The organism is Hymenobacter lapidarius (genome assembly GCF_001816145.1).
Classification (GTDB): domain Bacteria; phylum Bacteroidota; class Bacteroidia; order Cytophagales; family Hymenobacteraceae; genus Hymenobacter; species Hymenobacter lapidarius.
The window spans coordinates 20,124-34,026 of the sequence record NZ_MDZB01000089.1 but is presented as its reverse complement, the minus strand read 5'-3'; the positions used below and the strand labels follow the sequence as shown (position 1 = coordinate 34,026).

General features: G+C 56.9%; 12 protein-coding genes. 8 read left to right on the top strand and 4 right to left on the bottom strand.

Annotated elements, in window-relative coordinates; genetic code table 11:
- The first annotated feature begins 97 nt into the window (after nt 1-97).
- From BEN47_RS05820 to BEN47_RS05800, 6 genes are all read left to right on the top strand, one after another.
- Nucleotides 98-1,048, top strand: coding sequence for an Abi family protein (locus tag BEN47_RS05820; protein WP_070726069.1), 951 nt, complete (start codon nt 98-100; stop codon nt 1,046-1,048).
- A 301-nt stretch (nt 1,049-1,349) separates the two neighbouring features.
- Complete coding sequence (locus tag BEN47_RS21340) at nt 1,350-1,511, top strand: hypothetical protein (protein ID WP_158010874.1); 162 nt, start codon at nt 1,350-1,352, stop codon at nt 1,509-1,511.
- A 158-nt stretch (nt 1,512-1,669) separates the two neighbouring features.
- Nucleotides 1,670-2,209 carry a hypothetical protein gene (locus BEN47_RS05810; protein ID WP_070726065.1) on the top strand — a complete coding sequence of 180 codons (540 nt, stop codon included), beginning with the start codon at nt 1,670-1,672 and terminating at the stop codon, nt 2,207-2,209.
- Between the two features lie 777 nt (nt 2,210-2,986).
- The gene (locus tag BEN47_RS05805) at nt 2,987-4,114 is read left to right on the top strand and encodes a replication initiation protein (protein WP_083322161.1); all 1,128 of its coding nucleotides are present in this window, start codon (nt 2,987-2,989) and stop codon (nt 4,112-4,114) included.
- A 263-nt stretch (nt 4,115-4,377) separates the two neighbouring features.
- A complete protein-coding gene (locus tag BEN47_RS21335; RefSeq protein ID WP_158010872.1) occupies nt 4,378-4,548 on the top strand; it encodes a hypothetical protein in 171 nt (56 codons plus the stop codon).
- Nucleotides 4,549-4,731: 183 nt separating this feature from the next.
- Nucleotides 4,732-5,295, top strand: a complete 564-nt coding sequence (locus BEN47_RS05800) for an RNA polymerase sigma factor (RefSeq protein ID WP_070726061.1) — start codon at nt 4,732-4,734, stop codon at nt 5,293-5,295.
- 128 nt (nt 5,296-5,423) lie between these two features.
- Here the strand turns inward: BEN47_RS05800 and BEN47_RS05795 are convergent, their stop codons facing one another.
- Nucleotides 5,424-5,849: a hypothetical protein gene (locus tag BEN47_RS05795; RefSeq protein ID WP_070726059.1), complete on the bottom strand. Its 426-nt coding sequence runs from the start codon at nt 5,847-5,849 to the stop codon at nt 5,424-5,426.
- Nucleotides 5,850-6,111: 262 nt separating this feature from the next.
- On the bottom strand, nt 6,112-7,173 hold the full coding sequence (locus tag BEN47_RS05790) for an IS110 family RNA-guided transposase (RefSeq protein ID WP_070726058.1): 1,062 nt from the start codon (nt 7,171-7,173) through the stop codon (nt 6,112-6,114).
- 561 nt (nt 7,174-7,734) lie between these two features.
- Between BEN47_RS05790 and BEN47_RS05785 the strand changes: the two genes are divergently transcribed.
- Nucleotides 7,735-8,328, top strand: coding sequence for a recombinase family protein (locus BEN47_RS05785; RefSeq protein WP_070726056.1), 594 nt, complete (start codon nt 7,735-7,737; stop codon nt 8,326-8,328).
- Nucleotides 8,329-8,331: 3 nt separating this feature from the next.
- The gene (locus tag BEN47_RS05780; protein WP_070726053.1) at nt 8,332-11,349 is read left to right on the top strand and encodes a Tn3 family transposase; all 3,018 of its coding nucleotides are present in this window, start codon (nt 8,332-8,334) and stop codon (nt 11,347-11,349) included.
- 180 nt (nt 11,350-11,529) lie between these two features.
- On the opposite strand, the gene BEN47_RS05775 is transcribed toward BEN47_RS05780, so the two are convergent.
- Nucleotides 11,530-11,928 carry a hypothetical protein gene (locus BEN47_RS05775; RefSeq protein WP_070726051.1) on the bottom strand — a complete coding sequence of 133 codons (399 nt, stop codon included), beginning with the start codon at nt 11,926-11,928 and terminating at the stop codon, nt 11,530-11,532.
- Between the two features lie 21 nt (nt 11,929-11,949).
- Nucleotides 11,950-13,692, bottom strand: coding sequence for a hypothetical protein (locus BEN47_RS20830; RefSeq protein ID WP_125921525.1), 1,743 nt, complete (start codon nt 13,690-13,692; stop codon nt 11,950-11,952).
- Between the last annotated feature and the right edge of the window lie 211 nt (nt 13,693-13,903).

The window sequence follows — 13,903 nt, the reverse complement described above, 5'->3', positions numbered from 1 at the left end:
GGTTGGTACCGTAAAATTCTTCGGTCACAAGCTTCGGCTTGCTGTTTGACCGGAAGCCCACCCCGCTGAGGGTGGGTTTTTTTTTGCCTACTGCTTTATGCCGACCCGCCCCATCCGCCACTTTACCAAGCCCGCTATTGACTTCACGCAGCAGTTGCGGAAGCTGCAGGCCCGGGGCTTGGTGGTAGCGGACGAGCCGCGGGCCCTGCGCTACCTGGCCAACATCAGCTATTATCGGCTCAGCGGCTATTGGGGCAGCTTCCTAGTGCCTGGTACCAGTCACTTTCAGCCAGGCACCACGCTCGACGACATTCTGCACCGCTATCAGTTCGATAAGCAGCTGCGCCTGCTGTGTCTGGAGGCTATTGAGCGGCTGGAAATTTCCTTCCGTACCCAACTCATCTACCACATCACCCGCTACACCGGTGACAACAACTGGTACGAGCAGGCCCGCTTTTTTAAGCGCGGTACGCCCGCTGAGCAAGCCGCATCAGCCCGGCTTCTGGCCACCATTCGGGGTGAATTGGACCGGGCCAAAAGCAAAACGTTCATCGCGGATTACTACCGCTTCTACGACCACCCGCGCAATCCACCCGCCTGGATGGTGCTGGAACTGCTCTCGTTCGGCACCCTCTACAACCTGTTTACCCAGTTCGTGGATACCGCTCCCAAGCTGGCCATTGCCAACCATTTCAACCTGGCGCTGCGCGTATTCGATTCCTGGATGCAGAGCATTAACGGCGTCCGCAACAAGTGCGCCCACCACGACCGGCTCTGGGACATCGCCATGAAGCCGATGCTCTCCAACCAGCGGGGCCACGCCGGCTACTGGCTTACCGAGCCCAACGTGACGGCCATCAACACCAAAATCTACTACACGCTTTCCATCTTCAACTTCCTGATGGTGCAGGTCAGCCAGACCTCCAGCTTTGGGCGGCGCGTGGTAGACCTGCTGCGCGAATACAACATCATTGCCCTGGGCCTGCACCAGCAGCACATGGGGTTCCCGGCGGGATGGGAGCAGGAAATCATGTGGCTGGAGCCGTAAGCACCGGCAAAATCAGCGTTATTCTGCCCTTCTATCTTTGCCATCATTTTAGCACAGCCCCGGACTGTATGACGTTTGATGATGATTCCGCCGAACGATTTGAAGCCGATTTCCCCTCGTTCGATGCCTCGTTTGCCGTGACCTATGAAGATGCGCTACGCCTTGTACGAGGGTATCTGCGCTCCTACGAGCCCGCCGCTCTACCAGAGCTACTGGACGCTGCGCGGACCTGAACCTGGCCGTCGATGCGCAGCAGCTGCATCGGGTGTACTATGGTCCCCTCGTCAAGCAAGAGCCAAAATTGATTCAGAACCTGTTGGGCGTATTCGGCTACCAGGCCATGCTGCTGGGCTTCGATGTCGGGCCAATACGGGGTAAGATGCGGTATATGCTCTTCCTGAAGACGAAGGGCCGTCTGGACTGCTTTCAACAGGAGCTGGCGGCCTTTGACGCGGAAGTGTAGAGGTAGCTCAACTGGTAAATCTTCCAATCGGGCGGATTTACACGGTAAGCATAATCTTGGCCCCCTTACGGGCCGCTAGAGTTGGAGCAGAATTTCCCGTTAGGGGAGAGGTGCTCTGCTTCTCTGTATTTTTGAGCTTACCCCTTCCGGACCCACGCATGGACCAGCTCCGCATGATAGAGTACCAGCCGCGCCACTGGCGCGTGGTGTATCCGGCAGTCGTGTTGCAGCATGAGACGCTGTTTCAGCAGGGCAAAGCGTTGCACTCGGTCGCGCCCCTGGAAGCGGAACGCATCTACCGGCAAATCATGGCGGTCTGCGGGGAGCTGCACCTGGATGCGGTGTCGCACCTGGGGATGCTGCTCAACAACCGCACACCCGGTCTGGGCCTCACGTACCTGATGCAGGCCTTTATGCAGGCCCGGCTATTGTTTCCCAAGGCCTTTGAGGAAGGCCGGGATGTGCTGCTCTACGAATCCACGGGTAACGGCTTCGTGCTCACGGCCTACTATGCCATGGGCATGGAGCTGCAAAAAGCGAAGAAATGGACCGAAGCATTGGCCCTGTTCGAGTTTCTGGTGTTGATTAACCCGAAGGACAATCACGGGGCCGGGCGTTGGATTGCGGGCCTAAAAGAGTGGATAGCGGCGGCGGGCGGGAACCCGGACTCGGCAGCTATTTCGCTGGTCAGGCCCTAGGTGGTTCGTAAACAAATAGGGTAAAACCGCCGACTCTGGATGGCGCCACCGTTGGAAGCCAGCTGCGGCTTTATGCGGTTAACTTTTGGACCAAACTTTTAACCAAAGGGAGCCATTTTTCACGCCTCGGCACTCAGCGAGGCGTTCATTTTAGTGGATGCTCATAATTGCGCGCTGTGGCGCTCGTGGCGGCTGCGGCGGGCGCTCTCCCGCTTGCGGGGCGGTGCGTCGCTTCTGGGCTATCCCTGCGCTTCCTGGCGGGCCTGTAAGTGCCAGTGTGTACCTTCGCTCCGCTGGGTTGGGGGCCGCGCCGCCTGTGGCTGGGGTGGGGCATCAATAAACTAGAGATAGTATAAGCTGGCCGGTTACTAATTAAAATAATAGTAAAAAATAGTAGAAAAGTGCAATCACGGTTTTTTACCTTTTTAGGCCAATTTGTTTTGTTTTTTTCCTCCTTTTTGGACCGTCCGGGTACAACCTGACGGAGCCCTAAATACTCCTCGCGTGGGTGAAACAAAATAGTAGGTTTTTTACAAGGTTATCTTTTTATAACAACGACAACAAGATAGTATACTATAAGGAGCAAACCGAATAAAACGACGTTTGCTTAGTGATTGCTCCTGAATAAAACGACGTTTGCTTAGTCAGAAGTGCCGAATAAAACGACGTTTGCTTAGTAATAAAACGACGTTTGCTTAGTAATAAAACAACCGCTTTTTGTCAAGTCGTTTTATTACTCCTACCTTGCGGCCGGATTCCACCCTCTACCGGCTTTTGATGGCTTCTGAACCTCCCCCCCCAACCTCGCCACTGCTGGAACTGCCGCTACAGTATGAACCGGAATCAACGAACCGGGTCAAGCAGCACCTGCACGTTACCTTTTCCCGTCAGCGTAAAATGTCGGTTATCAGCAAGCGCATCATGGCGCGGGTGCTGGAACAGATTAAGGAGGATGATTTGGAGTTGCGGGAGTTCTATCAGTTGCGGGTTACCTCGCTGGTCGAGGGAACGGATATGACCGTAGAATCAGCCTACACTTTTGCCAAGCAGGCGCTCTACGAGCTGGCCCGTGTGCAATGGGAATTTGAGGACGTGGAAACCAAAGAGTGGTACTTACGGCCCCTGCTGGATGGCACCAAAGAACGCCGGGTAGGCATCAAGGATGGCACTATTACCATCATTCTAAACCCCCAACTCGCGCCCTACTTTGTCAATATTGCCGGTCAGTATTCCACCTACAAGTTAGAGGGCTACCTGGGTCTGCATAGCTGGTACTCCATGCGCTTCTTTGAAATTCTGTCGTCCTTCCGCGTTTCGGGCTGGTGGGAAGTCAGCCTAGAAAAGTACCGCGAAGTAATGGACTGTGGCCCGGAGCTGGATAAGTACGGCCAAATCAAAAAGGACAAGGCCGGCAAGGTTAAAATGAAGCTGGCCAACGCCTCGGATTTGATTGCTAAAACGGTATTAGGGGCGCAAAAAGAGCTTCAAACGACCCCCTACGCCTTCGATTATCATCCGGTCTATGAGCAAGAGCGCGTGGGCCGTGGCCGGCGTAAGATTGTAGGCCTGCGCTTCGACTTGCAGCAAAAGCAGCTCACCGCTGTTCCGCCCTCGTGGCTGACGGATAAGGATGCGGGGCCGGTTATTGCCAACCTGCGCTCGTTCAAGGTAACGGATAAGAACATTGCCCTCTACCTTAAAACTATGACCCTGGCCGGGGCTAGAAAGCTGCTCTACGAGTGGCGTATCAAGGAAAACAGCCAGCAAAAGATTGATGATAAAACCAAGTATTGCAATGCCGTATTTGTGCGGGCCGCGAAAGTGCTCATAGAAGAACGGAAAGAGCTGGCGTTGGCTGATAAGAGAATAGCTCAGCAGGCGCTTTTTCCGGGTCTCACCACCTAAAAAATAGCCCTGGCCGTAAGGTCAGGGCTATTTTTGGTTTAGTAGGGGTCCTCTCAGAAAACGGAAAATATAGCACGTTAATCAAATTCGAGTAGCCGAACGAAATAGCATTCCTGAAAATAGTTGCGGCCGTTTCCCCGAGAAGCCTATCTTTGGGTATCTATTGCGCGGTGGTCCTCCGCCCCGCAACAGTAGAAGGAGAACCGCCCACCGGGGCGGTTCTCCTTTGTCTATTTAGAACGGGTCCGCGTATCGACTACCATATGACGTGGCTTAATCTGGTCCTGGGCCTGCTCTTGCTGACGACCAGCGGCCTGGCCGTGGCCGCGCAGCGGCGTTTCCTCGCCTTGCGGCGCAAACACACAATCTTGCAGCGCCTCTACGACAAAGCCGAACAACAACTGGGCAGCTTGTGGGCGCTCAAAAAACCGTAAGGTCGGGGCCTACTGTCTGGAATTCTCGGTCCGATTACGAACGCAACCCCGTGTAGCTAGAATGGTGAAGGGCGGTAAGCAGTTGAAGGACAGGCCAACCGGTTAATCCAGCATCTTTACCGCCCATATTCCCTCTATTTCCTAAGGAGCTATCATTCTGAACTGTTTATTTGCCTTCTGCCTATGCCCTTCTCTGCTGTGCTGCCCGTCGCATCGGACGAAGAACAGCTTGTACAACGCCTAGTGGCCCGCGACGAACAGGCCCTCCGTCTGGTCTATGAAAAATACGCCAAAACCCTGCTGGCCGTCATTCAGCGGCTGGTCCGGGACGAGGCCCTAGCGCAAGACATCTTGCAGGAGGGTTTACTGAAAGTGTGGTTAAGCATTGACCGCTACGACGGCGACCGGGGACGCTTGTTTACCTGGATGGCTCGTGTGTGCTCTAACCAGGCCATTGATGCCCTGCGCAGTCCCCAGAACTACTTTCATCGCCGTACTTGGTCGCTCGAAGTCGGCAGTGCGCAACAGATGCCCGCTACTGCTACCTTCAACCCCGAACACATCGGGGTACGTGAACTAACGCTCTGCCTTAAGCCCCGGCAGCGCGAGGTCATGGACTTGCTCTACTTCAGGGGCTACACCCAAGTGGAAGCAGCGGAACACCTGGGCATCCCGTTAGCCACCGTAAAAACCCGCTCCCGTGCTGCGTTGCAGGTACTCGCCAAATTCGCCAGGGTACTTCAATGAGGGGTAACACTAGATTTGTGAAGTTTTAGCCTTCTCGCGCAACTGCGCTAAGCTGGGGTTGAACCACGGTCTTAAAGGCTACTTTCTGAACTTTAGCGTGCTATATTTTCCGTTTTCTGAGAGGACCCCTAGTAGCCCACTATGAAGTCGGCAATGAGTTGGTGGCTCTGCGGGCCAGGGTCGATGCGCCAAAGCGCAAACTGAACGGTCCTGATTACGTCGCCCACGTAGCCGCCCGTAAAGGGTCGGCGGCTCGTCGTCCTGGCGGCGTTAAGAGCCAGTAGCAGGGATTCTACCGGCTTCCGGGCGGCTTCCTCGGTTTCCAGAATAGACAACACTTGCTCAAAGTCGTGGTAGAGCACCGTTGCGGCCACGTTGGCGGTGGTACACGCCGGCCGGCCGGGCGTTTCATTGTAAAACGTGGCAATGCTGCTCAGGTAGCTTTTGGCGGCTTTCATAAAAAAGTCGTCCGCGTTGCCCTCGTCCGTCATTATGACCTGAAACCACTCCTGCACCTGGGCCGGAGCGGTTAGCTCATGCAAGGGATATTCCATCAGATTGCTTTTGGGTGAAGCTACTAAACAGCCCGGCTTTCCACTCTGGAAAGCCGGGCTGTTGGGGTACTATCCTGCCGGCGTGGTGTCCGTCCTGAGCGCGGTTATCATTTCCATTAAATCCGCTGCTCCGATGAATAGCGCAAGGTTTAAGGGTAGCACTAGATACTGTGTTAAAGGGTTGCTCTTCGGGCAGATATTTTCTACTTTTAGCCTTCCTAAAGGAGAGCCTTCGGGTTCATCCTGTGTAGCCTCGGCCCGTTTACGTGGTCGGGGCTACTTCTTTTTCAGCCAGGTGCGCCGGGTGGTAGTGCGGGTCGTAAACGCAATCATTTTTCCAGAGCGAGTAGCAGAGCACGAGCAGTTTGCGCATGATGGCAATGACGCCGGGCTTGCCGCTGGGCTGACGGGCCCGCAAGCGGGCGTAAAAGGCCATTTGCTGGGGATTGTAGCGTAAGCTGCTGACGGCCGGCAAGTAAAGGGCCGTGCGTAGCCGCACGTTGCCCCGGCGCGAGATGCGCGTGGCGTGGGCCGAGAGCCCACTTTGCCGCTGCACTACGTCCAACCCCGCGTAGGAGGCCAGTTGCCGCTCGTTTTCAACGAGCACGAAGCCGTTCGTTTCCGCCACGACGACGATGGCCGTCGTCAGGCCGATGCCGGGAATGCTGGTCAACTGGTCTAGTTTGCGGGCCAATTCCGGCTCCGCCTGCAGCAGATCGGCCAAGTCTTGGTCCAGCCCTTTTAGTTGCTGGACCAGCAGTTGCTGCTGGGCGGCAAGGCGGGCTAAGGTCCGGTTATCGGGTTGGTAGCTATGCTGGTAGGCGTGCACCCGAATTTTGAGTTGGGCGGCTTGTCGCACCAAAAATTGCCGCTCGCGGGCCAGGGCGCGCAACTGGCGCAGGGCGGGGGTGGGCGGCTGCCAGGCCGGCAGCGCCCGTTCCAGGCCCAGGCGGCAGAGCAGGCGCGCATCGAGTTGGTCGGTCTTGCTCTTGAGTTCGGTGCTGCGGGCAAAATGCTTCACCTTATTGGGTAGTAGCACACTCAGCAACTGGTTGTTATCCGCGAGGAAGTAGGCGAGCTCTTCGTAGTAGACACCGGTGGCCTCCACCACAAACCAGAGGGGGCTGCCGCTAATGTGTTGCTTGACCACCCAGCTGAGCAGCGCCGCGAAGCCGCTTGCCGTGTTGTCGAAGGTCGTTTCCTTGCCGAAATGGAGCTGCTGGCTAAAAGACGATTGGCCAAAACAAGCGACGAAGCTATCCTTGGCGATGTCGATGCCCACCACGCATTTCAGGGGGGCCGTAGGGGAGGGAAGCGGAGCCATACGCGAACAGCATGAAAAGAGGAAATAGACGTAGCCAGGCTAGGTTTTACCGCAACTTTTCTCGTACAAATGCGGGATGCTCCAGGCCTTGCGACCTACTAGCTCCCTCCATACTGTGCAGTCTTCAGGCAAAACGGGAAACGGGGCACCGTTTCTAGTGCTCAGCGTCAAGACCACTAGGACCCCGCGCTTAGAGTAAGATGATGTCCCCGTTTCCTTTTCCGGCTGGCCTCACCCTGAGGCCACGCAATCATACGAGAGTAGGAACAGAAATTCCCGCTAAGAGTATGTGATATATGTAATACTATCATAGAGGTAGCAGCCCATTAGGGGTCGCACAATAGTAGGAACGGAAAACAACGGTAGGGAGTGCCGGTCGACCGGGTTTGGGTCCGCCTGAATCCGTGGCGGGCGAGGCGTCTCGCAAAACGACCGTTTCCACGCGACACCAAGTCCTAGTGGAAAGGTCGGATGAATGGCTGAGAAAAATGTCTTATTCGTCAGTCTCACGAAACTACGTTCGCGTATCTTCGCCGCCGTGACTTTATAAGACAAAAACGCATGAAAGTCGGTTACGCCCGCGTCAGCACGCAAGACCAGCAGCTGCATTTACAAGTCGATGCCTTGCAGGCGGCCGGCTGCACGGACATCATCCAGGAAAAAGCCTCCTCCTCCAAGGACCGGCCGCTGCTGCTGCTGCTGCTGACCCGGCTGCGCACCGGCGATACGCTCGTGGTCTGGAAACTTGACCGGCTGGGCCGTTCGCTCAAAGACTTGGTGATGCTGGTCACCGGCTTTCAGGAGAAGGGCATCCACTTCGTGAGCCTGCACGACCACCTGGACACGACCACGGCCCAGGGCCGGCTCATGTTTAACCTGTTCGCCTCGCTGGCCGAGTTTGAGCGCGACATCATCCGCGAGCGCACCAAGGCCGGGCTCACGGCAGCGCGGGCGCGGGGCCGGCAGGGCGGCCGGCCAAAAGGCTTGTCGAAAGAAGCACTCTCCAAAGCCCAGGCCGCCAAAACGCTCTACCTGCAGCAAGACAAAACCGTGGCCGAAATCGGCCAACTGCTGGGCGTGGGACGCGCCACGATTTACCGTTACCTCGCCCACCTGGGCGTACCGACCGGTAACCCGGGTGTCCAGCAGCCCTAGCCGATGCCGGTCGAATTTCTCAGCGACGAGCAAGCGGCCCGCTACGGGCGCTACCACGCCGACCCCAGCCCGGAGCAGCTCGCCCGCTTCTTTTACCTGAGTCCGGCGGATGTCCAGTTTCTGGCGCCTTGCCGCCTGCCGCACACCCGGCTCGGCTGCGCGGTGCAGCTTTGCACGCTGCGGTTTCTGGGCACCTTTCTGCCAGCACCCACCCAGGTGCCGGCCGTGGTCGTGCGTACGCTGGCCGCCCAGTTGCAGGTGCCGGTTGACGACTGGCATACGCGCTACACCCGGCCCAACACGATTTACGACCACCAGGCGCAGCTGGTCGTTTATTTGGACTACCGGGTTTTTGAGGGCCGGCAGGCTTTCCGGTTGACCCGTTGGCTCTACGCCCAGGTGAGCACGAGCACCGTACGGCCCGGCGTGCTGTTTGACCTGGCGACCGCGCACCTGGTGGCCCAGCGCGTGGTGTTGCCGGGCGTCTCGCTGCTGGCCCGGCTGATTGCGCGGGTGCGCGAGCGCACCGGCCGGGCGCTCTACCACCAGCTGCAGGCGCGCCTCAGCGGCGGGCAGCGCGACCGGCTGGATGCCCTGCTGGTTGCCTCGCCCGGGGAGCGGCTGACGCCGTTGGAGATGTTGCGCACCCCGCCCACCCGCGTGTCGGCCCCGGCCCTGGTGGCCGCCCTGCGCCGCCTGGACCAGATTCGGGCAGTGGGCGTGGGCGCGGTGCCCGTGCAGGACTTGCCGGAAGCGCGGTTGGCGCGCCTGGCCCGGCACGCCCAGCTGGCCTGGGCCCAGCCGCTGGGACGCCTGGGCGAGGAGCGCCGCCACGCCACCCTGTTGGTGTTTGTGCAAACCCTGGAGCGCACGGCCACCGACGACGTGCTCGACCTGTTCGACAACCTGATGAGCACGCTGGCCCTGCGCGGGGAAACCCGGCGCCGGCGCGAGCGGCTGCGCACGCTCAAAGACCTGGACGCAGCGGCGCTGGTCTTGCAGCAGGCCGTGCGCATCCTGCTCGACGAGGAAGTGCCGGCGGCCACGCTTCGCCAGCAGGTGCTGGAGGCGGTAGGCGAAAGCCAGTTGCGGGCAGCCGCTGAAGTAGTACAAAACCTGGCCAGCGACGAGGACCCCGCCCTGCAAGTGCTCAGCGGCAGCTACGCCTCGGTTCGGCGCTTTCTGCCGGCCCTGCTGGAAGGCATTTTCCTGGAGGGCACCCCGTCGGCCAAACCGCTACTCGATGCCTGGCACTTTCTGCGAACCCAGGAGGCCGGTGGCCGGGGCCGGCCCAAGTGGGCGAAGGCCCCGCATGCGGTGGTGCCCAAAAGCTGGGCGCGGCGGGTGTTTCCGGCCAAAGGCCAGGTGAATCCGCCAGCCTACACGCTGTGCGTACTCGACCGGCTGCACCAGGCCCTGCGCCGCCGCGAGGTCTTTGCGCCCACCAGTGAGCGGTACGGGGACCCGCGGGCCGAATTGCTGCGCGGCGAGGCCTGGGAAGCCGCCCGCGAGGCCGTGGCCCGCGCCCTGGACCGCTCCACCGACCCGGCCGTGGAACTGGGCCGCCTCCGGCAGCAACTGCGCGCCGCTTACCAGGAAGTGAGTGCGAACCTGGCCGACAACACCGCCTTGCAGGTGCTGGAAGAAGAGGGGCAGCCCTACATCGTGCTTACCCCCCTGGCCGCGCAAGCCGAATCGGCTGGCCTGGCGCACCTGCGCCAGCAACTCAGTGCCCGCCTGCCGCCCGTCGAGCTGGCGGCCCTGCTGCTGGAAGTGGCGGCCTTCACCGACTTTACCGGGGCCTTCACGCACCTGGCCGACGGGCAGCCGGCCGCAGCCGACCTGCCGCTGAGCCTCTGCGCGGTCCTGCTGGCGCAGGCCTGCAACATCGGCCTGAAAAGCGTCGCCCGGCCCGAGGTGCCGGCCCTGACGCTGCCGCACTTGGTCTGGGTGCAGCACAACTACCTGCGCGTGGAAACGCTCACGGCCGCCAACGCCCGGTTGGTCGACGCGCAGGCCCACCTGCCCTTGGCCCAGGCCTGGGGTGGCGGGGAAGTCGCCTCGGCCGATGGCATGCGCTTCGTGGTGCCCGTGCGCACGATTCACGCGGGTTGGAACCGCAAATACTACGCGGCCGAGCGCGGCATCACCTACTACAACTTCACCAGCGACCAGTTCTCGGGCTTTCACGGCATCGTGATTCCCGGCACCCTGCGCGACTCGCTGTTCCTACTGGCCGGGCTCCTGGAACAGCAAACGCGCCTGGACCCGCGCGAAATCATGACCGACACCCACGGCTTCAGCGAAGTGGTGTTCGGCTTGTTTGCGCTGCTGGGCTACCGCTTCAGCCCCCGCCTGGCGGACCTAGCCGACCAGCGTTTCTGGCGCTTGGAAAAGCAGGACGATTACGGCCCCCTCAACGAGTTGGGCCGCCACGTGGTCAACGCCCGGCTGATTCACGACCACTGGGACGACATGCTGCGCCTGGCCGGGTCGCTCAAACTCGGCAAAGTCAAGGCCACGGCCGTGATGCGCACGCTCCAGCGGTCAGGCTCCCTCTCGGGTTTAGGCCGGGCCGTCGCGGAGCTGGGCCGGGTGGAGAAAACGCTCTACCTGTTGACTTACGTGCAGGACGAGGCCTACCGGCGGCGCATCCTGGTGCAACTCAACCGGGGCGAGGGGCGGCACGCCGTGGCCCGGGCCGTCTTCCACGGCAAGAAGGGCGAACTGCGCCAACGCTACCGCGAGGGCATGGAAGACCAGCTGGGCGCCTTGGGCCTGGTCGTCAACGCCCTGGTGCTATGGAACACCCGGTACCTGCAACAAGCCTTGCAAGAGCACCAGGCCACGGAAGGAGCCCCGGAGCCGGGCGACGTGGCCCGGCTCTCGCCCTTGCTGCACGAGCACATCAACATGCTGGGGCGCTACGATTTTACCCTGCCGGAGCGCATTGCCGCCGGGGAGCTACGTCCCTTGCGCAACCCCACTGCTTGGGAAGAGCACCTGGCTCAAATTCCTTAGCGGGGTTTTCTGTTCCTACTCTAGTGAGACCCCTTAAACGCCTCGTCGTATTTGCGCCGTTGGTCGGGCGACGCCCCGTTCTTTTTGGCTGTCATCACAGAAGAAATATACGTCCTTCTTCTGTCCGGCATTGCTAGACCACCTCATACATCCAACGAGTCGTCGGAGCTAGCTTCCGGTTCATGCGACAATTTTTTTGCTAGCTACCCATTTCCAATAAAAGAGCCCGTACAAGCCACCACCGAAAGCAAAGCTCATTGCGTCGTAGGCCTGAGAAGCACTAAAAGTCGGCATTTCAGTAACAATTGTAAAAGGTGTAGCGACCAAAATAATGAAAATTATGGATGCCAGTCCGCTGCCAATAAGTACCGATAATGCCCAGCTAAGGCGATTGAGACAGAGAAACAACCAATTGTGCAGAAAAACAAAAGGTAAATACACGTACCAGCCAAAGAGTACTATAATACAAAACGTATAAATGAACATTGATCCAATTCCCAAAGTGGTTGTGAGGCTTAGTAGTAGGGACGTTGCGACCAATGCAGTAACCAGGGCGAGTAGCGTCTTCAAAGTTTTCATTGGCAAAGATGTGCAATACGCTCAAGGACACAATACGGTTGACAGGGGTTTGCCGTCATCTAAAGCAGCTTTAATTTTATCATAATCGGGGCGCAGCATAACAGGGGCGACCGTAGTGGTACTAATGCTTTGATTATTTAAAAGTGTTTTTACGTTTCCGATCACTTTTTGCCATAATTGATCACTTGCTTTAAATTGAAGTCCGTTCACTCCTCCCCCCTGAATATCTGTCAAATAACCCAGCGCATTGTCAAGGTTTCCAGTAAGTCTGTCAGTTCCCTGTATGAAAAAGATATAGCCATTGCCTAAAGCCTCCACGCCGAACTTACGGGTGCCCGAAACAGGGTGGTCGCCCACGTAGGGGTCGTGAATGGTAGTGAAAGTCCAGGTGCTAAGATCCGGGCTCGTATAATAATCACTAGTAATTACAGAACCACGGTCCCCCGGAATTCCAATCTTGATGATGGAGCCCACAGGCGAGTTTGCCCACAAATTGGCTTCGTTCTCACCTGTTCCGTCATGAGGAGTAAAGGAAGTCCCTGACAAATCAGTCAAGTGAAGGCGCAAGTAATCCCTAAATTCCCCAGTTGTCATTTGACGGCCGTTAGTTATGGGCAGGGAAGAAAACAAAACTTGATGATAGTCAAGATTGATCAATGAGCCTTTTGCATTAGAAATTTGCTGTACATAATAAAGCCAATCCACAGCCACTGGGCCCAACTGGACACCGGGAGTATAGCTCAATCGGGTTAACTTATCGATAACCGATGTTGGAGGCTTGAACTGGATTTGCGTTCCCCATGAAAACGTTGTGTAAGGACATGGTCCATAAAGCGCTGCGTCGTGTTGGGTAAGATAATCGGCATTTTGTTCCACACTGACCGTAGACGTGGGGTCTGGCTCTCCTCCGGTGGGGCCTCCGGGTATTTGTGGATCTTGCGGATCTGGTAAAGGAGGAAAAATAGGATAGTCAGAGCCATCGTCATAGCAGCGCTGTTCTCTAGTGGTTGAAAACTGAAACCAACCACTGCAAGCGTATTCCTGAGTTGGATAATCGCAACCACTTATGCCGTGTGAGGTTACAATATCATGGCCTCCTCTGCAATTATTTGTTTGCCAATAACAAGTCCAAACGTCTTCACAAACTTCTCGGTTGCCAGCAGACGGCGTTTTGCCTGGTTTGTTTTTGTAGCGATTTGGCAATGCAATGCCATTTACATAGTCAACCTGTTGAATGCGGCCAACGACTGCCTTGCGTAATATAAGTTTTCCTGTAAAGAGTATGTTAGGGCCAACAGCTGGGGGGGTAGTATTTTTTTTGTTAGCTGATTCTATGTAGCTAGCCCAGTGCAATTCCGTCCTCGCCCCATTAGTTGTTGCTATCAAAAAATCACGCGTGCCTACCAAGCGTGTTTTCTTATTGTTTATTCCAGTTTTCTTGGACTTAAAGGCTGCTTCTAATGGCACGTAAACGTAAACTATAGTATCCCCCTGGGCCTTGCTGTACGCGGCTTGCCATTTCGGCGTTCTATGTAGGGCTAAAGTGTCTTGAAGATTGGTTGTTAATCGCCCTTGCCACTTTTGGCTGTGATAAAGCTCTTGGATCAGTGTTAAGTTTTCTGTTTTAACAACTTCGGAAGTGTGGGGTGAGGCCTTGCTTTCTGGCTCGACGTTTAAATCTTTTGTACAGCTTAAAATTCCGCTAGCGCCCAACGCTAATAGCCCAATAAAGGCTAGTTTGGTAATAGAGAAGTTTGTTTTCATTAAAAAGAAAGAGTGTAAATGAAAAATCGCTCTGACAAAAGTGTTGGCTAAAGCAGTAATGCTGAAATATTATAAATATTTTTAGATCATATTACATGGGTAGCCACAGTCTTTTGTTTTCTAATAAAAGTAATTTCAAGCGTTGTTTGATATTACAAATCTTGAACATGTTCCTCTTAGTCAAAAGGACATTAATGTTAATTTCGAGACA